Origin of the sequence: Methylocystis rosea (assembly GCF_003855495.1) — a bacterium.
GTDB lineage: Bacteria > Pseudomonadota > Alphaproteobacteria > Rhizobiales > Beijerinckiaceae > Methylocystis > Methylocystis rosea_A.
The window spans coordinates 2,567,438-2,588,616 of record NZ_CP034086.1 but is presented as its reverse complement, the minus strand read 5'-3'; the positions used below and the strand labels follow the sequence as shown (position 1 = coordinate 2,588,616).

General features: G+C 63.0%; 21 protein-coding genes and 1 tRNA gene. 10 read left to right on the top strand and 12 right to left on the bottom strand.

The features are described from left to right. Positions 1-533 precede the first annotated feature (533 nt). Complete coding sequence (locus EHO51_RS12475; protein WP_245434582.1) at positions 534-3,434, top strand: cation-translocating P-type ATPase; 2,901 nt, start codon at positions 534-536, stop codon at positions 3,432-3,434. Continuing rightward, positions 3,424-4,605, top strand: coding sequence for a methionine adenosyltransferase (locus EHO51_RS12470; protein ID WP_124739169.1), 1,182 nt, complete (start codon positions 3,424-3,426; stop codon positions 4,603-4,605). Before EHO51_RS12475 ends, EHO51_RS12470 begins: the two co-directional genes overlap by 11 nt. A gap of 2 nt (positions 4,606-4,607) precedes the next feature. On the opposite strand, the gene EHO51_RS12465 is transcribed toward EHO51_RS12470, so the two are convergent. Continuing rightward, positions 4,608-5,051: a hypothetical protein gene (locus EHO51_RS12465; protein WP_124739168.1), complete on the bottom strand. Its 444-nt coding sequence runs from the start codon at positions 5,049-5,051 to the stop codon at positions 4,608-4,610. Further along, positions 5,052-5,432, bottom strand: coding sequence for a DUF5132 domain-containing protein (locus EHO51_RS12460; protein ID WP_124740145.1), 381 nt, complete (start codon positions 5,430-5,432; stop codon positions 5,052-5,054). Positions 5,433-5,651: 219 nt separating this feature from the next. Here EHO51_RS12460 and EHO51_RS12455 point away from each other — a divergent pair, with 219 nt between their 5' ends. Beyond that, positions 5,652-6,665 carry a magnesium transporter gene (locus tag EHO51_RS12455; RefSeq protein ID WP_245434581.1) on the top strand — a complete coding sequence of 338 codons (1,014 nt, stop codon included), beginning with the start codon at positions 5,652-5,654 and terminating at the stop codon, positions 6,663-6,665. Positions 6,666-6,691: 26 nt separating this feature from the next. Here EHO51_RS12455 and EHO51_RS12450 read toward each other — a convergent pair whose 3' ends face one another. Then, complete coding sequence (locus EHO51_RS12450) at positions 6,692-8,575, bottom strand: beta-galactosidase (protein WP_245434580.1); 1,884 nt, start codon at positions 8,573-8,575, stop codon at positions 6,692-6,694. A 158-nt stretch (positions 8,576-8,733) separates the two neighbouring features. Here EHO51_RS12450 and galK point away from each other — a divergent pair, with 158 nt between their 5' ends. The 7 genes from galK to EHO51_RS12415 all read left to right on the top strand — a co-directional run bounded on the left by galK (position 8,734) and on the right by EHO51_RS12415 (position 14,710). Then, complete coding sequence (gene galK / locus EHO51_RS12445; RefSeq protein ID WP_124739166.1) at positions 8,734-9,897, top strand: galactokinase; 1,164 nt, start codon at positions 8,734-8,736, stop codon at positions 9,895-9,897. 9 nt (positions 9,898-9,906) lie between these two features. Further along, positions 9,907-10,956, top strand: a complete 1,050-nt coding sequence (locus EHO51_RS12440; protein WP_124739165.1) for a UDP-glucose--hexose-1-phosphate uridylyltransferase — start codon at positions 9,907-9,909, stop codon at positions 10,954-10,956. Positions 10,957-10,970: 14 nt separating this feature from the next. After that, positions 10,971-11,627 carry a CoA transferase subunit A gene (locus EHO51_RS12435; RefSeq protein ID WP_124739164.1) on the top strand — a complete coding sequence of 219 codons (657 nt, stop codon included), beginning with the start codon at positions 10,971-10,973 and terminating at the stop codon, positions 11,625-11,627. Beyond that, on the top strand, positions 11,627-12,286 hold the full coding sequence (locus EHO51_RS12430) for a 3-oxoacid CoA-transferase subunit B (protein ID WP_124739163.1): 660 nt from the start codon (positions 11,627-11,629) through the stop codon (positions 12,284-12,286). The genes EHO51_RS12435 and EHO51_RS12430 overlap by 1 nt, the downstream gene beginning before the upstream one ends. Before the next feature lie 108 nt (positions 12,287-12,394). After that, a complete protein-coding gene (locus EHO51_RS12425; RefSeq protein WP_124739162.1) occupies positions 12,395-12,622 on the top strand; it encodes a hypothetical protein in 228 nt (75 codons plus the stop codon). A gap of 117 nt (positions 12,623-12,739) precedes the next feature. After that, positions 12,740-13,582, top strand: coding sequence for a lytic murein transglycosylase (locus tag EHO51_RS12420; RefSeq protein ID WP_124739161.1), 843 nt, complete (start codon positions 12,740-12,742; stop codon positions 13,580-13,582). A 129-nt stretch (positions 13,583-13,711) separates the two neighbouring features. Then, positions 13,712-14,710 (top strand): MORN repeat-containing protein, encoded by a 999-nt coding sequence (locus tag EHO51_RS12415; protein ID WP_124739160.1) that lies wholly within the window; start codon positions 13,712-13,714, stop codon positions 14,708-14,710. A gap of 152 nt (positions 14,711-14,862) precedes the next feature. Here EHO51_RS12415 and EHO51_RS12410 read toward each other — a convergent pair whose 3' ends face one another. The 9 genes from EHO51_RS12410 to mce form a co-directional block, all read right to left on the bottom strand. Then, positions 14,863-15,219 (bottom strand): hypothetical protein, encoded by a 357-nt coding sequence (locus tag EHO51_RS12410; RefSeq protein ID WP_124739159.1) that lies wholly within the window; start codon positions 15,217-15,219, stop codon positions 14,863-14,865. A gap of 149 nt (positions 15,220-15,368) precedes the next feature. Next, positions 15,369-16,928, bottom strand: a complete 1,560-nt coding sequence (locus EHO51_RS12405; RefSeq protein ID WP_245434579.1) for a porin — start codon at positions 16,926-16,928, stop codon at positions 15,369-15,371. A 39-nt stretch (positions 16,929-16,967) separates the two neighbouring features. After that, positions 16,968-17,552 carry a hypothetical protein gene (locus EHO51_RS12400; RefSeq protein ID WP_245434578.1) on the bottom strand — a complete coding sequence of 195 codons (585 nt, stop codon included), beginning with the start codon at positions 17,550-17,552 and terminating at the stop codon, positions 16,968-16,970. Positions 17,553-17,625: 73 nt separating this feature from the next. Further along, positions 17,626-17,895 carry a hypothetical protein gene (locus EHO51_RS12395; RefSeq protein WP_029650400.1) on the bottom strand — a complete coding sequence of 90 codons (270 nt, stop codon included), beginning with the start codon at positions 17,893-17,895 and terminating at the stop codon, positions 17,626-17,628. A gap of 61 nt (positions 17,896-17,956) precedes the next feature. After that, positions 17,957-18,784, bottom strand: coding sequence for a hypothetical protein (locus EHO51_RS12390; RefSeq protein ID WP_124739157.1), 828 nt, complete (start codon positions 18,782-18,784; stop codon positions 17,957-17,959). 1,038 nt (positions 18,785-19,822) lie between these two features. Then, the gene (locus EHO51_RS12385) at positions 19,823-20,239 is read right to left on the bottom strand and encodes a DUF2267 domain-containing protein (protein WP_124739156.1); all 417 of its coding nucleotides are present in this window, start codon (positions 20,237-20,239) and stop codon (positions 19,823-19,825) included. A gap of 61 nt (positions 20,240-20,300) precedes the next feature. Further along, positions 20,301-20,376: transfer RNA gene (locus tag EHO51_RS12380), tRNA-Lys, on the bottom strand. Positions 20,377-20,517: 141 nt separating this feature from the next. Next, entirely contained in the window at positions 20,518-20,754 is a 237-nt protein-coding gene (locus EHO51_RS12375; RefSeq protein ID WP_124739155.1) for a DUF1467 family protein, read from the bottom strand. A 4-nt stretch (positions 20,755-20,758) separates the two neighbouring features. Continuing rightward, positions 20,759-21,163 (bottom strand): methylmalonyl-CoA epimerase, encoded by a 405-nt coding sequence (gene mce / locus EHO51_RS12370; RefSeq protein ID WP_029648811.1) that lies wholly within the window; start codon positions 21,161-21,163, stop codon positions 20,759-20,761. Positions 21,164-21,179 lie beyond the last annotated feature (16 nt).

The following is a 21,179-nucleotide window of genomic DNA, read 5'->3' as shown; positions in this document are numbered from 1 at the left end:
AAGTTCGCCGCAAGCAACTCGCTCAAGACCATTGTTCGCTCCCACCCGAATCGACGAAACTGAAAACGCTAACACTATCAGATTTGCAAACTGGCAAAGCCGCAATATAGGCTTGCCGCTTGTGGGGAACGCCGATCCTTCGTTAAGGTTCCGCCGGCAGTCGATTTTGCAGCGCAGGATGCGCAGCGCGCACCGCAGTGGCCGCGGTTGCGCCTATCCCTTGCGCGCAACTATAGTAGCGATCTCCAACATTGCGGAGCGCGCCCATTGCGCGTCGCCGTTTACGATCGGCTGCCGACGACATGAATCAGACAGCGGTTTTGCGGAAGCGATTCCGCAGAGCGGAAAATGTCATCGAACGGTCGTGAAAAGCGGGCTTCGATGCGCGTCAGACAATGTGCTCAATGATCCTGGCTGAAGCGAACTCAGAGAACGCGCCCGTAGGTTCACGTCGCTTCGGCGTGGAGTCCTGTGCGCAATCTGGCGCCGAGCTTATTCATGATGCTTGTTGCGGCCGCGCGCGGATCCGCCATATGGGGCTGCGCGGCCGCGCAGCGCTCGCGCGGGCCGTCGAGAAGCGGCTTCGACGTCTACCCGGCGTCCTTTTCGTTCGCTCCAGCGAATTGACGGGTTCGACTCTCATCGAATTCCAGCAGCCTCTCACGAGCGCGCGACTGATGCAGGCGCTCGAAGCGGCGGTCGCCGAAGAGCCGGCATGCGACGTCGGCGAAGGCGCGTCGCCAACGCCGGAAAACGCCGCTCACGCCGAGGCGATGGACGCGCTCGCGGCGCGGTTGGAAACGGATGTCGATCGAGGCCTAACGGCGGAAGACGCGGCGGAGCGACTGCGGAAATGGGGGCGCAACGAGCTCCGCCGCGCAGAGCCGCGCTCGGCTGCGATCGTTTTCGCGGAACAGTTGACCAGTCTCCCGATTGTTTTGCTCGGCGCATCGGCGGTGGTGTCGCTGGCCACCGGCGGCGTCGCCGACGCGGTGATGATCGCTGCGGTGGTGCTGATCAACGCCGGCATCGCCGCGGCCACCGAACGTCAGGCGGACCGAACGATTTCGGGCCTTGCCTCGGAGGAGTTGTCGGACGCCGCCGTCGTCCGCGACGGCGCGCGACTGAGGATTGACGCGCGCGATCTCGCGCCGGGCGACCTTTTGCTGATCGAGCGCGGCGCCTTCGTGCCGGCAGACGCGCGACTGATCGCCAGCGACGATCTGACCGTGAACGAATCGCCGCTGACCGGCGAAGCGCAACCGGCCCCGAAAGACGCAAAGATTGTTTTGTCGCCGGAAACGGGAGTCTCCGACCGTCGCAATATGGTGTTTCGCGGCACGGCGGTGACCGGCGGATCCGGCGTAGCCATCATCACCGCCATCGGCGCGCAGACCGAGATTGGCCGCGTGCAACAGTTGCTCGGCGCGCTACAACGGCCACAAACGCCGATTCAGCGCGAACTGGGCGACGTCGAGCGCGAACTTGTCATCGTCAATGGCGCCATTTGCGCGTGCGTCTTCGCTCTTGGCCTTCTGCGCGGCCACGGGCTTATCCCGACCTTGCGCAGCGCGATTTCGCTTGCCGTGGCCGCCATCCCCGAAGGGCTGCCCGCCGTCGCGACCACGACGCTCGCCTTGGGCGTGCAGGACATGCGCAAGCGCAAGGTGCTGGTGCGCAAGATCGACGCCGTGGAGACGCTTGGCGCGATCGAGACGATCGGACTCGATAAAACCGGCACGCTCACCGAAAACCGCATGGCGGCGGTTCGCGTTCACGTCGACGATGGCGCGTTTGAGCTACAGGAAGGCCGACTGTTGCGCGACGGCGTCGATGCCGACGCCGCGACAATCGCTATTGCGCGTCGCCTCTTCGAAGCCGCGACGCTGTGCAGCGACGCCGCCGTCGCGCCCGCGGCGAAAGGTTGGGAAATCGACGGCACGCCGACCGAAACAGCATTGGTGCAAGCGGGCGTGGCCATGGGCGTCGATCCCATCGCTCTGCGGCGATCTGCGCCTATGGCGACCTGCGTGGCGCGCGGCGAGGGCCGCAAGCGCATGAGCACGCTCCACGAAGCGACCGGCGGCGCGCGCGTGCTCTGCGTCAAAGGCGATCCGGTCGAGGTGCTGGCGCGTTGCGCGGCCCGCAGCACGGCCGATGGCGCCGCGCCGCTCGACGGCCCGGCGCGGACCGCCATTCTCAAGGCCAATGAGCGCATGGCCGGCGACGCGCTGCGCGTTCTCGGCGTCGCGGTCGGCGAAGCCGGCGGCGATCCCCGTGACGAGCATGATCTCGTGTGGCTCGGCCTTGCCGGCATCGCAAATCCGATTCGCGCCAGCGTCGGCCCGGCGCTCAAGCAGCTGCATCGCGCCGGCGTGCGCACGGTGATGATCACCGGCGATCAAAGCGCGACCGCCTTCGCCATCGCGCGGCGCCTCGATCTCAATCACGGCGGCGAGCTGCGCGTGCTCGAAGCCGGGCAGATGGCGAAGATGCAGCCCGAGATGCTCGAGGCGCTGGCGAGGCAGCCGCATGTCTTCGCGCGCGTCAGCCCCGTCGACAAGCTCAATATCGTCAAGGCGCTGCAAGGCCACGGCCATATCGTGGCGATGACCGGCGACGGCGTCAACGACGGCCCCGCCTTGCGCGCGGCGGACGTCGGAATCGCGATGGGCGGCGAAGGCGCCGACGTCGCCCGGCAGGTCGCCGACATCGTGCTCGCGACCGACGACATGGACGGCGTCGTCGAGGCCATACGACTCGGCCGCGCCACCTATGCGAATATTCGCAAGGTCCTGCGCTATCTCGTTTCGACCAACGCATCCGAAACGATCGCCATGCTCGGCGCCGCCCTTGTCGGGGGCGAGCCGTTGACGCCGATGCAGCTGCTCTGGCTCAATCTGGCGACCGACGCGCTGCCGGCGATCGCGCTGGGACTTGAGCCGCCGGAGCCCGACGTGCTCGACAGGCCGCCGCATGATCCGAAAGCGCCCATACTCGCCGCCTCCGATTTCCGGCGCATTCTTCGCGAGGGGTCGGTGATGGGCGTCGCGGCGCTGATCGGTTATTTCAGCCTCGGCGGCGGCGCCGGCGGCGCGCGCGCTGGCGCCGTCACCTTTCACGGCCTCACCTGCGGCCAGTTGCTCCACAGTCTGGCCTGTCGTTCGGAGTTACGCGGATTAAGCTCCGAGGTCGGCAGGCCGCCCAATTCGACGCTCTATGGCGCCGTCGGCGCGACCCTGCTGCTGCAGGCGGGCGTGCAACTCTTTCCGTTGACCCGGCGCCTTCTCGGCCTGTCGCCGCTCGGCGCCGGCGACCTGTTGCGGATCGGCGCCATCGCGCTCGGCAGTTCGCTCGCCAACGATATCATCGGCAGAATCGCCGATCGCGAAGAGACGCCGCCGCGCGGCAACGGAGAAAGCCATGTCGCCTGACATGATCTTCACGTCGGAGTCGGTGACTCCGGGGCACCCCGACAAGCTCTGCGATCAGATCAGCGATGCGGCCATCGATGCGCTGCTGCGTGAAGACGATCGCGCGCGCGCAACTGTGGAATGCGCCCTGGCGACGGGCGTCGTCTTTCTCGCCGCGCGATACGCCGCCGACGCGCTCGTCGATTTGCCGGCGCTCGCGCGCGCGGTCATGCAGGAGGCCGGTTACGCCGCTGGGAGCTTCGACGCGCGCAACTGCTCGATTCTGACGAGCTTCGTGGAATTGCCGCTCGAGGCGCGCGAGCCGCCTTTAGCGGAACTGGATGATGATGCAGCCGTCGGCAGGCGGGTGGCGCGCGAGCAGGCCAATGTTTTCGGCTACGCCTGTCGCGATACGCCTGAATTCATGCCGGCGCCGATCAGCCTCGCGCATAAGGTCGCCCGCGCCCTCGACGCCGCTCGGCGCGACGGATTCTCGTCGCTCTCGCCGGACGCCAAGACGCAAGTCTCCGTCGAATTTCGCGGCGGTCGTCCCGCGCGTATTTATGGGGTTTCGCTGACCGTCGCCTTTGACGGCGCGACGATCGACGACGCCAGTTTCGACCGGCTGCGCGCGATCGCGCTTGATGCGCTTTCCGCGGGCGACATGAGCCCCGACGCTCACACGACGGTTCACATCAACGCCGGCGAACCCTTTGAAATCGGCGGACCGGCGCGCCACGCCGGCCTGACCGGGCGCAAGAACGGGATCGATACTTATGGCGAGATCGCGCGCCAGAGCGGCTCCGCGCTGTCAGGCAAGGACCCTTCGCGCATCGAACGCGCCGGCGCTTACGCCGCGCGGCACGCCGCCAAGAACATCGTCGCGGCGGGCCTTGCCGAGCGTTGCGAAGTCCACCTGGCGTACGCGGCGGGGCGGGCGGAGCCCATCAGTCTCTCGGTTGAGACCTTCGGCACGGGCCATCTTGCGGATGAGAAAATCGCCAGACGCCTCACCGCGCTCCTTGATTTCCGGCCTGGCTCGATCGTCCGCCGCTTCGGCTTGCGCACCGCGCCCCAGATGTGCGGCCCGGCAGGCTTCTATCTGCCGCTGGCGACCTACGGACATTTTGGCCGCGCCGATCTCGATCTCCCGTGGGAAGCGACCGACGTCGCTGAGGCGCTTAGGGGCTAGGACTAATCGCCATTCCCGCCGTCGCCATCCAGCGACCAGACGCCGCCCAGTCGGCTCGCGTACCACAGCAGGGTGATCGCCGGCGGCAAAACGCTTTCCTTCGACATTTGCCACAGCGCGGCGGCAAAGAGCGCGAGCGCCGCGACGGCTTTCGGGTCGATCGAGACTGCTGGCGCCGCGCGCGCGGCGTGAGGCGCTTCGCCGACGACAAAGAGCCGCGCCTCCTGCGCCGCGACGCCGATGCGCGCCAAAGGTCCGCTGTGCTGAATGAGCACGCTGCCCGTCATTGGCGCCACTTCGACGTTGCGAACGCCGGCGATCGCCGAAAGGCCCTTGGAGACCGAAGCGAAATAAGCGGCGTCGCCGCGGCGGTCGGCGACGCGCAGCCGCGCGCGGCCGGGCATGGCGTGGGCCACCTGCGCGAGTGGCAGGATTGCGTCATTCATTTACGCGCTCTCGCTTGCGGCTCGCGACGCGTGAGCCTCGCCTGCTGGCGTCGCGCTCTCGGGCTTTGACGTCGCTTCGGGCTTGGTTTCGGGCTTGGTTTCGGTCTTTGTTTCGGTTCTGGCTTGCGCAGCCTTCGTCTGCGCGGCGGCCATCGCCGCAGCGAAAATATCGGCTACGGCCTCGGCCTTGGCTTCGGCGAAGAGATCTTCGGCGGCTTCGGCGAGTTCGGCGCCCTGCACGCGCGCTTCGTGATAGGCCATCACCGCGGCTTTCATCGCCGCCTTGGCGACCGGGCGCACGCGCTGCGTTCCCTGACGGTTCAGGAGCAAAACGGCGGCGGCGCCCGTCAACGCGCCCAACGCAAATCCAAAGGGTTTCATCACTTCGACTCCGGTCCGATTCGCTACGGGCCACCAGGGCCAAGCGAAGACGGCGAGGAAATTCTATCAAGACATCCTATCATGCAACAATCGACGCGCTCGCGAAAAGAGCGCGCGGACGCCGTCACATAATTGTAACGTGGCGCGTTCCTATGATCTGCGCTGCCCGCTGCTCAATTGGCCCGGACGCCGCTCGTTTCTCAGAACATCATGGAAGCCATGACCGCAATGCCCCGTATCTCGACGCTAGACCGCCTGCCTCCAGTGGAGACGAACGGCCAGACCGTGGCGCGCTATCTCGTGACGTCCGTGCCAGTGGCCCGCTCGCGGGAAAGCGCCGGCGAGGCGCGGGGGCGGTTGATCGGCCAGCGCTTCGACGACGCCTCGCATGTTTTCGTGCTTGCCGAAGACGGTCGCCTGATTGGCGTCGTCGCCATACGCGATCTGCTTGGCGCGCCGGAGTCGACGCCGCTGCATGACATTGCGCGAACGGCCGACGCCTACAGCGTCCCGCTCGGCGCGGATCGCGAAGCTGCGGCCAGCGTCGCCATTCACTCGGGCCTGTCGATCTTGGCCGTCTGCGACGCCGAAGGAAGATTTCTCGGCGCCGTGCCGGCGCGCGCGCTCATGACCATCCTGCGCGACGAGCATCTTGAGGATCTGCATCACATGGTGGGCATCCTCGGCAAGTCGGAGGCTGCAAGAGACGCGTTGACGGCCGCGCCGCACCGTCGTGCGCTTTATCGATTGCCCTGGCTGCTCGTCGGCATGGCCGGCAGCGCCGCGGCGACCGCCATGATGTCGCGCTTCGAAACCGCGCTCAGCGCGCATATCGCCGTCGCCTTCTTTATCCCTGCGATCGTTTATCTCGCGGATTCGGTCGGCACACAGTCGGAAGTCGTGGTCATCCGCGGCATGTCCCTGACGGATTCTGCGCTGCTGCCGCTTTTCGCCGGGGAGCTGGGCACCGGGGCGCTGCTCGGCGCGATGCTCGGCGGTCTCGCTTTCCCGATCGTCTGGTTCTTCTTTTCAAGCGTCGGCCTCGCCGCGACCGTCGGAATTTCGCTGGCGGTCGCGAGCACCATCGCAACGACGTTCGGATTTCTAATGCCCTGGATTTTCGCGCGGCTCGGCTATGACGCAGCGCTCGGCTCCGGCCCGGTCGCGACCGTGGTGCAAGACACGTTTTCCCTCTTGACCTATTTTGTCGTCGCTTCTTGGCTGGTGTTCTGAGCCGCGCGTTTAAAAGCGTGCGGCGGTCAGTCGCGACGCCTGAAGGCCGCGACGCCGCAGGGTACGAGAAGGCGCTCGCCGATCAAGAGAGTCTCTTCGCCGACCAGCGCCGAAATATCCGTCGTTGACGCGCCGTAATTGAAAATATAACGCATCGCCCCATTGTCGCGGACGCGGATATCTTCTGGAAGATCGAGCGTCGATACGCCGGCGACATGAACAACATGGCGCAGCAGGTTCGTCAGCAATTCTTCGTCCGGCCAACCGGCGAGATAAAAGACGTTGTCGGCTCGCGCGAGCGCAGTTTGGCCGTCTTCCGATGTGAACTCGGGCGCGACGCTCTCGCCGAGGGCCAAGAATTCGCGCCACCGCACGAAAGCGCCATGTCCAGAAAGCGTAATCCGTGCGCCGGGCCGAAGGCTCTCGACTCGTCTGACGCGAATGTCGATCACGCGTCGCAAAACTCCGGGAGGGAGATCCGCCGGTATCTGAAAATCCGCCGTCTTCGATCCCGTGCGCGGACCAAGCAGGATCGTCGCGCCGCTTTTCGCCAGCGCCTCTGCGAAGTTCTCAGACGGCGCAAAAAGCGCGGGCGCGATGATCAGCCTGCGTTCGGCGACCTCCGCCGCGGTCGGCGGAACGACGTCGACAGAAAGCCCCGCGCGCCGCAGCGCCCGATAGAAGCACATGACAAGATCGAAATAGGCGAAGTCCTGGCCTTGCGGCTCGATGCGCCACGCCCAGGCGCTTTCATAATCGAAGACCAGCGCCACCTCTGCGCGCGCTGTTTCGACGCGCGCATCGAGCATGGCGAGCTCCTCAGACATGCGCGCGACTGTGTTAGAGGCTTCGTTCGGTGCGGCGTTTGGCAGCAGCAGCGCTTCATGCATCTGCTCTTGCGCGAAAGGCGCCTGCCGCCATCGAAAATAACTCACTGTCTCGGCGCCGGCGGCGAAGGCCTCGAAGGTCCAGAGCCGTACGGCGCCTTTCGCGGGGGCCGGATTCCATGGCGCCCAGTTCACGGCGCCGGGCTGCTGCTCCATCACCTGCCATCGGCCGCGCCCGCAGGCGCGGTAGAGATCGTGATGAAAGGCTTGAAAGTCTGGATCGCCGACGCGCATGTAGCGCAGCTTGAAGGCGTCGTCGTGAGAGGAGCGTTCGAGAAAGCCGAGCGGGTAGCTGTCCCACGCGGCGACGTCGAGATCGTCTGAGAGCGCATAGTGATCAAAGTCGGCGAATGCGCCCATGAAATTATGCAGGATCGTCGCACCGGGCGCATGACGTCGGATGACCTGGGCTTGGCGCCGATTGAAGGCGACGACCTGATCCGACGAGAAGCGCTGAAAATCCATCAGATGCGATGGATTGGCTTCGGTGACGGTTAGGTTCGGCAGCTCGATCTCGTCGAAGCATCGATATTCCATCGACCAGAAGACATTGCCCCAGGCTTCGTTCAGTGCCTCGATCGAGCGATATTTAGCCTCGCACCAACGCCGAAACGCCTGCAGAGCGGCCGGCGAATAGCTGAGCACCGTGTCGTGGCAGCCATACTCATTGTCGGTCTGCCACGCCGCTACGGCGGGATGCCCGCCGAAAGCTCGCGCCAGATGCTCGACGATGCGCTCGCATTCTTGAGCGTAGCCTTCGTGGCTGAAGCAGTAATGCCGGCGCGAACCGAATTTGCGCGGTCGCCCATTGGCGTCGAACGCCGCCATCTCCGGCATCTTATCGACGAGCCATTTCGGCGGCGTCGCCGTTGGCGTGCCAAGCACGACCTTGAGGCCGGCGCGATCCAGCGTATCCACGGCGTGGCTTAGCCACTCGAAACGATAGGCGCCCTCGCTCGGCTCCAGCCGCGACCAGGCGAATTCGCCAATCCGCACGAAGGAGAGACCTATCTCCTTCATCATGGCCGCGTCTTCGCTCCAGCGTGACTGAGGCCAATGTTCAGGATAATAGCAAACGCCAAGCCGTTGACGTGTCATGCGCGGACTATCATTTGATCCCCTACCGCCGATCCGATGCGGCGTCGCCTTGACGATTTGATGACAATGGGATTGTGGCCGGAATGGAGTCGAGGATCGAGCAAGATCTGATTGCCGCCTTCCGCCAGAGTTTCGAGCGCGAGCCGCGCCTTTTTCGGGCGCCGGGCCGCATCAATCTGATCGGCGAGCATACCGATTACAACGACGGCTTCGTCATGCCGGCGGCGCTTGACCTCTCGATCTGGGCCGCGATCGCGCCGCGCGCCGACCGGCGCTTGCGCATACGCTCGCTGATTATGGACGAAGTCGTCGAATTCGATCTCGATGATGCGAACGCACAGCCGCGCGGCGATTGGACCGATTATGTGCGTGGCGTGGCGATTTTTCTTGAGCGCGCCGGTTACAAGCTGAGCGGCGCGGATCTCGTCCTCGACGGAAATCTGCCCATCGGCGCCGGACTCTCGGCCTCGGCGGCGTTCGAAGTCTCTGCGGGCTTTGCGCTTTTGACAATTTCCGGCGCCGAGGTCGACCGAGTCGAACTCGCCAAGATCTGTCAGCGCGCCGAAAACCAATTCGTCGGCGTTCGCTGCGGCATTATGGACCAATACATATCGTGCTGCGCCGTCGCTGGGAGCGCCCTGCTGCTCGACTGCCGCAGTCTCGTTTCGCGGAAAGTTGCGATAGATCCGGACGCGCGTCTTGTCCTTTGCGACACGATGGTGCGCCATCAACTCGCGAGCGACGAATATAATTCGCGTCGCGAGGACTGCGAGCGCGCCGTCGCGGCGCTCTCGACGCGACTCGACGGCGTATCGGCGTTGCGGGACGTGACATTCGCCCAACTGATACGTCACGCCGACGCGATGCCCGAGCTCATCTTTCGCCGCGCGCGGCACGTTGTCGGCGAGATCGATCGCACGCTGCGCGCCGCTGCGGCGCTGGACGCGGGGGACCTTAAGGAATGCGGCCGTCTCATGTATCTTTCGCATGAAAGTCTGCGCGACGATTATGAAGTGAGCTGCGCCGAGCTTGATCTCATGGTTGATATCGCCCGCAGCCTTCCGGGAGCCTATGGCGCTCGGATGATGGGCGGCGGATTTGGCGGCTGCACCATCAATCTGGTGGAAGCGAGCCGCGCTGAAGCCTTCGCGCAGGCGATGGCTGACAGATATCGCACAGCGACCGGCGTGACGCCGCCCATCCTCACCTGCGTGCCCGGTCCTGGCGTAGGCCCTGTCGGCGATTAGGAGCGGCTCGTGTCCTTGCTGAGTAACGCCTCGCATCGCCGACTTAATCAGCTCACGGGCGAGTGGGTGCTCGTCTCGCCGCATCGGACCAGCCGTCCCTGGCAAGGCCAAGTCGAAAAGACCCACGCTCCAGAACGACCTCGATACGATCCGACCTGCTATCTGTGTCCTGGAAATGAGCGGGCGAATGGCGAACGCAACCCGGCCTACAGGGGCGTTTTCGCCTTCGACAACGACTTCGCGGCGCTCACGCCGCTGGCGTCAGCGGAGGAGATCGTTCAAGACGGGCTGCTTGTCGCCCAAGGGGAGACGGGCCGGTGCCGCGTGCTGTGCTTCTCACCGCGCCACGATCTGACTTTAGCGCGCATGACCGTTCCCGAGATCGTCCCCGTCGTCGAGGCGTGGCGCGACGAGAGTATGCGCCTCGGCACTCTCGATATGATCAACTACGTGCAGATTTTTGAAAATCGCGGCGCGGCGATGGGCGCGAGCAATCCGCATCCGCACTGCCAGATCTGGGCGACGCAGAGCATACCGAACGAAGCCGCCAAGGAATCGGCGCGGCAGGGCGCATATCTCGCGCAGAACGGATCTTGTCTCCTCTGTGACTATCTGGCGCTTGAAGAAAGACTCGGCGAGCGGATCGTTTGCCACAACGATCATTTCGTCGCGCTCGTGCCGTTCTGGGCGATCTGGCCGTTTGAAACGATGGTGCTGGCCACGAGGCATGTCGGCTCTTTTGACGATCTTACCGCAGACGAGGTTGAGGCGCTCGCCGAGATCCTTCGACGCCTGACCATTCGCTACGACAATCTGTTCGAAACCGACTTTCCTTATTCGATGGGATTTCACCAGCGCCCCACCGACGGCGCGGCTCACGCGAACTGGCATTTTCATGCGCATTTCTATCCGCCGCTGCTGCGTTCTGCGAGCGTGCGGAAATTCATGGTGGGCTTTGAGTTGCTGGGCGAACCGCAACGCGACATCACCCCGGAAACAGCGGCGGCGCGTCTGCGTGACGTCTCCGAAACTCATTATCTCGACAAGCCCACACGATAAGCAGGGCTTGGCGAATGAGAAAAAGCGCGATCACCGTCGAAGCCGCAGCGCAGCTCGTTCCCGACGGGGCGCGCGTCATGATCGGCGGCTTTCTTGGCGTCGGGTCGCCTGAGCGGTTGATCGACGCGCTCGTCGCGCGTGGCGCGCGCGCATTGACGATCATCGGCAATGACACAGCCTATCCGACCGTCGGCGTCGGCAGGCTGATCGAAGCGGGATGCGTTGCGCGCGTGGAGGTCTCGCACATCGGCACCAATCCGACCACGCAGCGATTGATGAGCGCCGGCGCGATCGACGTGGAGCTCATACCGCAAGGCACGCTTGCCGAACGCATTCGTGCTGGCGGCTCGGGACTTGGCGGCGTCCTGACGCCGACCGGCGTGGGGACAATCGTCGCGCAGGATAAGCAGGTCATCGAGATCGATGGCGCAAGCTTTCTCATCGAAAGGCCGCTGCGCGCGGATTTCGCCCTGCTGCGCGCGCATGAGGCCGACTATTACGGCAATCTGACGTATCGTCTGACGGCCGCTAATTTCAACCCGGTCATGGCCTTCGCCGCGGACTGCGTCATCGTCGAACCCGACGAGATTGTCCCCGTGGGAGTCATTCCGCCCGACGCGGTGCGCACGCCGGGCGTGCTCGTCACGCACATCGTGGGCAGGGCGCGCTGATGGACGCTAAGGAAATCATCGCGCGCCGCGTCGCCCTGGAGCTGCGTGACGGCATGCTCGTTAATCTCGGAATCGGCCTGCCGACTCTCGTGGCGCGTTTCATCCCGCAGGGGATGTCGGTCGCCATGCAGAGCGAAAATGGCCTTATCGGTTTCAGCGCGCCGCCGCCGGATGGCATGGAGAATCGCGATCTCATTGACGCCGGCGGCGGATTCATCATGTCGTTGCCGGGCGCCGCCAGTTTCGACAGCGCGACAAGCTTCGCGCTGATTCGAGGCGGCCATGTCGACATGGCGGTGCTTGGCGCGTTGCAGATCGACGCCACGGGACATCTCGCCAGTTGGATGATTCCCGGAAAGTTTACGCCGGGAATGGGCGGCGCCATGGACCTCGTCGCGGGCGCCAAGCGCGTCATCATCGCGATGCAGCACGTCGCCAAGAGCGAGCCGAAGATCGTCGAAACTCTTGCCCTGCCGCCGACGGCGGCGCGGCGCGTCAGCCTCATCGTGACGGAGCTCGCTGTGATCGAGCCGACGGATGAAGGGCTGGCGCTACGCGAACGCGCGCCCGGCGTCAGTGTCGCGGATATCGTCGCCTCTACTGGCGCGCGGCTGATCGTGCCGGAAGTAACGCCTGAGATGCTTCTCTGTCGCGATTAGCAGGCAGGCGTCGACACTTGATATCGGCCACGCTCGATACAGATATTCGCTCTGGCCGCGTCGGGCGCTTTGCGCAGCGGTCGTTAGCGCTAAACGAAAGAGCAACCGATGAGTAAGCTGTTGATCTTTTCTCTTTCCGCCTTCATTGGCCTCGCCGCGTTCAATCCCGCGACAGCCCGGACGATGGACAAGCAGCGCGCAGCCTGCGAGCGCGATTCCCACAAGTTCTGCGCGGCGGAAGAGCCCAATGCGATCGCCGTCGAAAGGTGCCTGCGCACGCATGTGAACGAGCTTTCAAGCGCCTGCAAACGCCAGTTCAGGGCAAAGGGCCGCTGATTCAGCCCGTCGCTTGAGGATTGCCGGCGCCGGCCGCGCATTCCGCCAAGGTCGTTGGGCGCCGTGAGGGTGCGCGGCTGATTGCAGCGCCTTCGCAGGCCCACTAAACTGCCGGGCATGAACCGGCTACCGAAAAGCGCCAAGGCGTGGGGCGCGTTGCTTGCCGCCAGCGCGCTGGCTTTGGGCGCTTGCGTCGTGTCGGCGCGCGCCGCGCCCTGCGGATCGTCGGCGGCAGGTTTTAGCCAATGGCTCGACGAGGTGAAACGCGAGGCCGCCGCGGAAGGGGTGTCACAACGGACGCTCGACGCTGCTCTGGCTGGCGTAACCTATGATCACGCGGTGATTGGCCGCGACCGCGGACAGCGGATTTTTCACCAAAGTTTTGAGAAGTTTTCGAGCCGCCTGGTGACGCCTGGTCGCTTGAGCAAAGCGCGGGCGCTGCTCCAGCGGCACGCGGCGCTGCTCGCACAGATCGAGGCGCGTTATGGCGTTCCTCGAGCGGCGCTCGTGGCGATCTGGGGATTGGAAACGGGCTTTGGCGCCGACAACGGGCGCTTCAGAACGATGCAGGCGCTCGCGACGCTCGCCTATGACTGCAGGCGCTCCGCGCAATTTAACGAAGAGCTGAAGCATGCGCTGAGAATCGTCGAGCGCGGCGATATGTCCCCGGCGCAGATGCGCGGCGACTGGGCTGGAGAAATCGGCCAGACGCAGTTCATGCCGTCCTCCTATTTGAAATATGGCGTCGATTTCGACGGCGACGGCAGACGCGATCTCATACGATCCACGCCAGACGCGCTCGCTTCGACGGCGAATTTCCTCAAGGGCAAAGGCTGGCGCGCGGGCGCGGGCTGGAATGAAGGCGAGCCCAACTTCGCGGTTTTGCTCGAGTGGAATCAGGCGCGCGTTTACGTAAAAACGATCGCCCTTCTGGCGACGAAGCTCACAGGCGCGCAATGAGCGGCGCCGCGTTGTTCAGACGCATGTCCAAAAACGCTGAACAAAATCCACTTGAAAAAGTTCATTGTTCTAAATTTTGACTGAGCTATAAGCTCACGGTTCCGTCGCTTCATCAGCGCAGGTTTTGCCATGCCTTACGCCTCAGTCTCGAAATTTCGCCGCGGCATATTCATGCTTGCGCCTTGTGCTTTGGTTGTCGGCTCGCTTCCAGCATTGGCGGAAGCTGTTCCCAAATGCACGCAAGAAAACATCTCGAAACATTGCGTCGGCGTTATAACGGCGCCCGACGGCAACCGTTATGTCGGAGAGATGAAGGGCGGCAAAGCCAACGGCAAAGGCGCGCTCATTTTCACGGATGGCAAGCAATACGTGGGTCAATTCCGCGACGGCGCGCCAAACGGCAAGGGAACCATCACGCATCCCGACGGCGAGTCCTACACCGGCAGTTTCAAGGACGGGAAGAAAAGCGGGCAGGGAAAGTTGGTGGCTGCTGACGGAAAAATCTACGTCGGCCAGTTCAAGGGTGACGTTCCCCATGGCGCGGGCGCCGTCACCATGCCCGATGGCAAGAAATTCTCTGGAAATTTCGTTGACGGCGAGCTTGCGGTGAAGCCGAAAGCCAGCGGCGCGGCGCAAAGCGAACAGACGAGGCCGAAAAACGGCCTGCCGCCGTGCGACGTCAGTCTGGCGACGCCTTGGAAGCGCTGCGTCGGGGGGCTGAAGTTTCCGAACGGCGACTTTTATGCGGGCGAGTTCCGCGACGGAAAAGCGACCGGTCGCGGCACGATCACGTTCGCGTCCGGCGGCCAATACGTCGGCGAGTTCCGCGACGGCATTCGTCACGGCAAAGGCACTTACACGATCGCCAACGGCGAAAGCTACAGCGGCGAATTCGTCAAGGGTCGGATCGTCGGCAAGGGCGCTTACACATTTCCCGACGGCAAGAAATATGTGGGCGAATTCCGCGACGGCCGTCCGCACGGCAAGGGCATTCTCACCCTGCCGAACGGCGCCTCCTACCGCGGCGAGTTCCAGAATGGCGAGCCGGACGGACAGGGAACGATGAGCTTGCCCGATGGCCAATCGCAGAGCGGAATCTTTAGAGCGGGCAAATATCAGCCCCAATAGACCGCGTGGGCTCGGCGCGCCAGCGGGCGCAGGATCGTTCTGATCGGTGCTCGCCAAGGCGGGCCGCCTCGCCGAGGCGACATCCTTGAAAGCGCAAACCCCAGCCGGGGGCTGGGGTTTTCTGGTCTCGGCCGTCTTTCGTTTCCCCGCGCCTATTGGATGGGCGTGACGATCGAGGCTTGCGCATTATTATTAATGGAAATGTTGTCAGAGTCCGTCTTGCTGATCGTGGCGCCTGCGGAGTCGATGATGCTGCCGATCGCGAAGGCTTGCTTATCGATGTTTACATTGCTCTGATTCTGGTTGCCCGAACCAAGATCGACCATGCTTCCGCCGACCGAGCCGTTTTGAACGACGGCGGCGTTATTGTTCACGCCGATCTGTGTGACGGCCGAATAATTGTTGCCGTACGCTTGGGACTGATTCTGGTTCTGATTGTTCTGACCGTCGGCGAGGGCCGAACCGGCAGCGAGCGTGCAGAAGGATATTGTCGCGATCAGCTTTTTCATGAGTCTGGTCCCTGGAAGTTGGCCTTCGTTGTTCGGATACTGCCTACAGTCACCCTAGCTTTGCAGCGTGCCGCGGTCGATCGTTTCGACCTCGACGAACTGCGATAGAATCCTCGATGTGGCCGAAACGCCACATGTCTCCAGCCTCATCAAAAGGCCTTTCGCATATAGGTGAGGACGTTCGGGAAGTTGACGGCCACCGGCAGGCCGCGTCCGCCGAGGTATTGGCCGTTGGCCTGGCTCCATGTCCAACCGCCTTCCAGCCCGAACGCCCATCCCTCGCCGGCCCAATATTCGGCGTTTCCGACGACGCGTTGACCTCTGACTTGCGTATTGAAGCCGAAAGCTGCGTTGCCGAAGCCGAGAAATTCCGGGGCGGAGCCCATGTAGCTCTGAAACGCCGCTCCGGTGATCGAAGTCTTGAACACGGGAGTCCAAAGATGTTCGTAGGATGCCATCAATGATTGACCGGAGCTCCGCTGGATCGTTCCAGTCGAGCTGCTCACATAGTCGATCGACATATACGGCATGCCGAGGTACGACAGCGCGCCTTGAGTGGCGGTCGCCGACAGCATGGCCTTGCCGTACATCTCGCCGCCGATCGGACCAACGAGCCCGCTCCACTTCCAACGATATTCGCCGGCAAGCTGCGCAGCCCAGCCCCAAGTGGAGTATTTCGGCATGAAGGTATTGTACGCGTTGGCGGAAACATCCCTGATTTCGTGCATCGCTCCCGACGCGTGGACGACGAAGGCGGGGGCGCCGACGCGCAATTGCGCGACAAAGTCCGGGTATCCCATGCCCGTCGGATATCTCGACAGAACCCCGTCCGGATAACGCCTCAGCGTCGGATCTTCAGCCGATACGCTGATCGAGGCGCCCAAGCGCGGCAGGAGACCTGGGAGAACGTTGATATTTTCGATTCTGTGAGTGTACGAAACCGCCGGCGTCGTCATGTAGGACGCGTAGCCCGGCATGAAGGTGTAGCCGGTACGGCTGAAACTGAACAGCGACGGCTGGAGTCCAACGCGCAGCCCGCCCCATTGAACCCAGGCCTGATCGAAGGCGCCCCTCCAGTAGTTTCCGTAAAGTTGATTCAGCGTGATGCGCGTTTCGCCTTCATAATTTTTTACCGTCCTGGCGAACAATCCGGCGTTGATGAAAACGGAGATCGTTCCGTAATCCGTGTTCCGGAACGCCAGAAAATTCACCATGCTGTATGTGCCGGTATAAGCGCCGGACGTCGTCTTGCCGACGAGCGGATTTTTCCAATAGTACAACATCGGAACGGCGGCGCTCAATCCGAGACCGTTCCATCCATATCGATAGGCAGGAAGCCGCTGCGTCGTGAACGCTATGTCTTCGGTCGCAAAGTCCTTGCCCAGGAAACCGGTAAAGGATCCGTGGACCGCGCCGCAAAAGCCGATATAGGGAATTTGAAAAAACTGGGTGTTGCCGTTCAGATTGCACGGCCCCGTCATTCTGACGACGGGCCGCGGCGCCGCTTTTGCTACCGGCTGACTGACAGGACGCTTCTCTTTCACTCGCGTTTTTGACGCGGCGTTGAGCTCTTGGATGGCGCGCTCAGCTTCCAGAATCGAAGCGTCGACGCCCTTATCGAAGCTTGCCGGCTGTGCGAGCGCAGTCGACGCGCCGGCCATTCCGGCGGCGCAGGCGAACGATACGACGATTTTTGTTCGCTTTTTCACGTAGTCCTGTCCTTTGGACATCAAGTCAAAGGTTCGTCGTTAGTGCATTCGTCCAAAGCTGTTCGTCGCCGTCAGACCTGGCGGCGTCCATATCGCCAGACTCATGCTGTCCGTGGCGAACAGAGAGAGATAGCCTTCTGGCGTTTGATAGGACTGGTAGATCGGGCCGTCGGTCGGCACCAGCACGCGAGGCGCCGAACCATTTCCGACATGGGAGTTTTGCGCGACCGCCGCGACATTCGTGCCGCCCATTTGCGTGATCTGCGAACTGTTCTCCACGCCGTTCTGGGTCACGGAGGCGTAATTCTGTGCGCCATAACGCGGACCGTCGCCGCGAACGCTCGCGCCGCCGCTAGACTGACCCGTGGAGTCGCCGATCTGCTGCATCTGCGAATAGTTGTTGAGCCCGTTCTGGTTGATCACCGCTTGATTCGCCTGATTGGAATCCTGAACGCCGTAGTAGACGTTCACGAAGCCGGACTGCGAGAGGTCGATGGACGACTGCGATCCGCCGGTGAACCCATATGCGAAATTGAAAGGCGCGCTTTGCGTCGCCATCTGCGCAAAGGCGCAATTCATGACGCTCAGGAGGAAGATTGCGGCTAAAAGCGAGGTTCGCGACATCGTCTATTCCCAGCTCTCGAAAAATGACGACCAAGCGCGCGGCGGCGCTCTCTCAAAGACAAAGCGCTAAGAGCTAACGCCTGAAAAAAACCGGCTGCCGACAGTCGAAGCGATACGGGCGATTGTCGCTGCCCGGAACCGGCTCCAAGACCCAGATGTCGTCTCTGAGATAATCCTGGGCTTCCGTCTGCGCCAAATAGCCGCCGAGACATGCCGGCGAACTGTCCTCAGTCACGACCGCTACAGATCGTCTCTGCCTGTGGCTCTTGGCTGCGTCGGCGGGCGACGCGAATGCGGAGAGACTGAAGAGAACGACGAGGGCGGCTTGCAGTATTGGCTTCATAGGACTGATCCTTTGAACATATGCTGCACGCCGCCCTCGATGTTAGCCAGGCTCGCTAAGATCAGGGAGCGCCGTTGCCGATGGCGTTGTGGTTCGCGGTGACCGCGACGCCGGCGAGCGCGATCGCATTGTCCTGGATATCGATCGGGTTGAAGGAGTCATCGATCCGCAGGCCGCCAGCGACGCCGCCACGATCGGCGACATTGATGTGGGTGTCGACTTCGATCCGCGACACCGAGGTGTTGTCGATGCTGGTGTTGTTGGAGCCGATGGTGATCATGAAGGCCTGGCCGTTGCCGCCGTTAGCGTCGATGCCGTTGCCGATGCCGTCCTGGGTGGCGCTGGCGGCCGTGGCCGACTGCTGGGACGAGAGATTGGCCTGCACCGTGGTGAGTCTCGCGGCCGACGCGGTGGTGCTGTCGCCGGTGCCGACGCCAACGTTAATCGGAACGATCGGGGTCGCGGACGCGTCCTGCAGCGCCGTGCCATTGGCCGAAAGCGCAACCGGGATCGCGAGGCCGCCGGCAAGACCGGCCTGAGTCGTTTCAGTATCAGACACCGCCACCGCGGCGTTGATCGCCACGACGTTGACGTCGCCGCCGTCGCCGCCATTGCCCGAGTCGACGATGCTGCCGACGCTGAAGGCGTGCGTGTCCATGTTGAAGACAGCAGAGGTCTGGCTGAACGCGCCGGTCGCCAGATCGATGCCGCCGCCGACGGCGACGTTCTGGTTGACGACGCCGACGTTGTTAAGGCCGAGGTTGGTGACGCTGCCGACGTTCACGCCCTGCGAGACGGAGGTGTTGATGCCGACGTTGGCGCCGATCGGGTCAGCGAAAGCGGGGGTAGCGAGCACGGCGGCGATCGCCACAAGCGAGAGCTTCTTCATGGGGAGGATCCTTCTAGAGATTTTTTCTAATCAGACGACCAGCACGCCAGTCATCGTGGCGCAGAGTTGGCGAAGAGCGGTCGATCCGTCCAGCCACTAAATAACCCGATAACCACTTTTAGTAACAACTGTGGCGAAAGTGCAACATCATCTTGCAGTGCAATGTAGAATGGCTAAAACCTAGAAGTTACACCGATATTTGCAGTTTATCTTGGAAAAAACATGGCCATTCGACCCTATGTGGATAACCTCGGCGATGAGAGGTTAACGTCGTTGGTGAAGTGCAAATGAGAATTATGGAACGCTTCCGAATTATGAACTTTAGATGAATGTAAGACGCCTTCTTGTATTCGATCGAAGTACAATGATAGCTAATAAGCTGAGCGCTCTACCTGGTAAATTGGGGAAAAAGCATGAAATGTCGCGGGGTTAACCTGATTTCGTCGGTGTTTGTCTCATTGGCGGTCCTAAGTCCGACTTCCCTTGTGGCTCAAGGAGATATGGGCCCGATCGGGACCGTGGTCTTGGAGAACATGGTGCGGGAGCAAAATCCGCCTGGGGATGGCTATGAGACATTCAGACCACGGCCGTCTTACAGATACGGAAGCTGCAAGACTCACAAGATGCGCAGTTGCCGGCGCGGAATGCGCTCGAGCAAAGCTAATTAGCGCTCCTGTTCCGGCGAGATGCGCAGTTTTACCTGCGAGTTATTTTGCTTAACCGCCGCTCGATCTCGCCTGCGCGAGTCCGGCATGGCGCGCTGTCTCTAAAGACGTTTCCAGGACGACGATGGGTGAGCGCATCGACAGCTCTGAACGTCGCCAAAGGCTTCGCTGAGTTGTCGAAATGTCGCGCGCGCACGCGCCGGCTGCCAAGCCTTGAACCCCGCAATTCTGCGTCTTCAACGTGCGCCGCGTCCGCGCTCTGGGATCGCCGCGCTGGCGAGCAAGCCCGCTCCTGTTTCGGCGGATCCCTGTCGAAGCGCGGCGTGAAACGCGTCGGCGCCCGCGAGCCTCTTCCTTACCTGAGACGCGCCAATCACGACTTCGGCCAGAGAAATTGCGATAGGCCAGGAATCGAATCAGTCATGCTGCGGAGCTTCTCTCTGCCGATAACCTGCTCCGCGCCGCCGAAGATCTCTCTGGCCAGCTTCTGAAGCTGGTCGGGAGAGAGACCCAGGCTCGTCAATCGAGCCGTCAGCGCAAGGACGTCGCCCTTCGCGCCGCCCACCAGGCCGCCGACCCCTCCGAGCACGCCGCCGAGCAGACCCCGCCGCGGCGCCGCCGCAGCGTCTCTTATCGCGGCTTCAGCGCCCGGGATTTTCTCGATCAGCTCGTCGGCGGGGCCATTCGGATGGCGCTTCTGGAGGAAGCCAAAAACGTGACCGACGGCGAGTCTCGCGACCGCGGGCGCGATGCCGACTGACGCCGCGATATGCGCGACCCATTCGTCCATATTCGGCCCTCGAAATTCTCAATCTGATGGCGATGCCGGCGCCTTGACCAATTGATGATGTTGGTGAGCGCGCTGGGGCTCGAACCCAGGACCCCCTGATTAAAAGTCAGGTGCTCTACCGACTGAGCTACGCGCTCGCTCCAGAGGCGGCGGGCGGCGCCGCCGAAGTCGACTGAGCGGGTCGGTCCGTTCGGCCGTGCGGGTCGTCTGTCCCGCGCTTGGCGATCAACTACCGGCGGGCGGCGGGCCGGTCAACCCCCGGAGGGCCAGCGCCCCTGTCACGCCGTCACCTTGGCGAAAAGCGCCAGCAGGCCGAAGAGGACGGCCGAGACCACTGTCGTGATCCCCGCTTTTTTTAAAAGATCTGGCGAGGCGGGAGCGCCGGGGTCGGCGCCCTCGGGAAGATCTTCTTCGGCCTCTTCGGAAGAGCGAATGCCGAGCGGCAGCACGGCGAACAGCACGATCCACCAGATCGTCAGGTAGATCGCCGCCGCCAGCGGCAGGGAAAAGGGCATGCGCCTAAGCCTGCTCGAGTTCGATCAAGGCGCCGCAGAAGTCCTTGGGATGCAGAAACAGCACGGGCTTGCCATGCGCGCCGATCCTCGGCTCTCCATCGCCCAACACGCGCGCGCCCGAGGCCTTAAGCTGCTCGCGCGCCGCGATGATGTCTTCGACCTCGTAGCAGATGTGGTGGATGCCGCCCGCTGGATTTTTCGCGACGAAGCCGGCGATCGGCGAGTTTTCGCCGTAAGGCTCGAGCAGCTCGATCTTGGTGTTCGGCAATTCGACGAAAACGACCGTCACGCCGTGCTCAGCGACGCGTTCTGGCGCCGAGACCTTCGCCCCGAGGGCGTCGCGATAGACGGCGGAAGCCTTTTCGACGCTATCGACAGCGATAGCGACATGGTTCAGACGGCCGATCATTGTCACCTTCCGGAAG

Coding starts and splice junctions, on each gene's coding strand:
- EHO51_RS12450 (WP_245434580.1), bottom strand. CDS start 8,575: ATGATGAAGGAGATAGGTCTCTCCTTCGTGCGGATTGGCGAATTCGCC.
- EHO51_RS12395 (WP_029650400.1), bottom strand. CDS start 17,895: ATGAAGCCAATACTGCAAGCCGCCCTCGTCGTTCTCTTCAGTCTCTCC.
- mce (WP_029648811.1), bottom strand. CDS start 21,163: ATGATCGGCCGTCTGAACCATGTCGCTATCGCTGTCGATAGCGTCGAA.
- EHO51_RS12385 (WP_124739156.1), bottom strand. CDS start 20,239: ATGGACGAATGGGTCGCGCATATCGCGGCGTCAGTCGGCATCGCGCCC.
- EHO51_RS12420 (WP_124739161.1), top strand. CDS start 12,740: ATGAACCGGCTACCGAAAAGCGCCAAGGCGTGGGGCGCGTTGCTTGCC.
- EHO51_RS12375 (WP_124739155.1), bottom strand. CDS start 20,754: ATGCCCTTTTCCCTGCCGCTGGCGGCGGCGATCTACCTGACGATCTGG.
- EHO51_RS12465 (WP_124739168.1), bottom strand. CDS start 5,051: ATGAATGACGCAATCCTGCCACTCGCGCAGGTGGCCCACGCCATGCCC.
- EHO51_RS12435 (WP_124739164.1), top strand. CDS start 10,971: ATGAGAAAAAGCGCGATCACCGTCGAAGCCGCAGCGCAGCTCGTTCCC.
- EHO51_RS12430 (WP_124739163.1), top strand. CDS start 11,627: ATGGACGCTAAGGAAATCATCGCGCGCCGCGTCGCCCTGGAGCTGCGT.
- galK (WP_124739166.1), top strand. CDS start 8,734: ATGGAGTCGAGGATCGAGCAAGATCTGATTGCCGCCTTCCGCCAGAGT.
- EHO51_RS12460 (WP_124740145.1), bottom strand. CDS start 5,432: ATGAAACCCTTTGGATTTGCGTTGGGCGCGTTGACGGGCGCCGCCGCC.
- EHO51_RS12470 (WP_124739169.1), top strand. CDS start 3,424: ATGTCGCCTGACATGATCTTCACGTCGGAGTCGGTGACTCCGGGGCAC.
- EHO51_RS12410 (WP_124739159.1), bottom strand. CDS start 15,219: ATGAAAAAGCTGATCGCGACAATATCCTTCTGCACGCTCGCTGCCGGT.
- EHO51_RS12425 (WP_124739162.1), top strand. CDS start 12,395: ATGAGTAAGCTGTTGATCTTTTCTCTTTCCGCCTTCATTGGCCTCGCC.
- EHO51_RS12475 (WP_245434582.1), top strand. CDS start 534: ATGGGGCTGCGCGGCCGCGCAGCGCTCGCGCGGGCCGTCGAGAAGCGG.
- EHO51_RS12400 (WP_245434578.1), bottom strand. CDS start 17,552: ATGTCGCGAACCTCGCTTTTAGCCGCAATCTTCCTCCTGAGCGTCATG.
- EHO51_RS12415 (WP_124739160.1), top strand. CDS start 13,712: ATGCCTTACGCCTCAGTCTCGAAATTTCGCCGCGGCATATTCATGCTT.
- EHO51_RS12455 (WP_245434581.1), top strand. CDS start 5,652: ATGACCGCAATGCCCCGTATCTCGACGCTAGACCGCCTGCCTCCAGTG.
- EHO51_RS12390 (WP_124739157.1), bottom strand. CDS start 18,784: ATGAAGAAGCTCTCGCTTGTGGCGATCGCCGCCGTGCTCGCTACCCCC.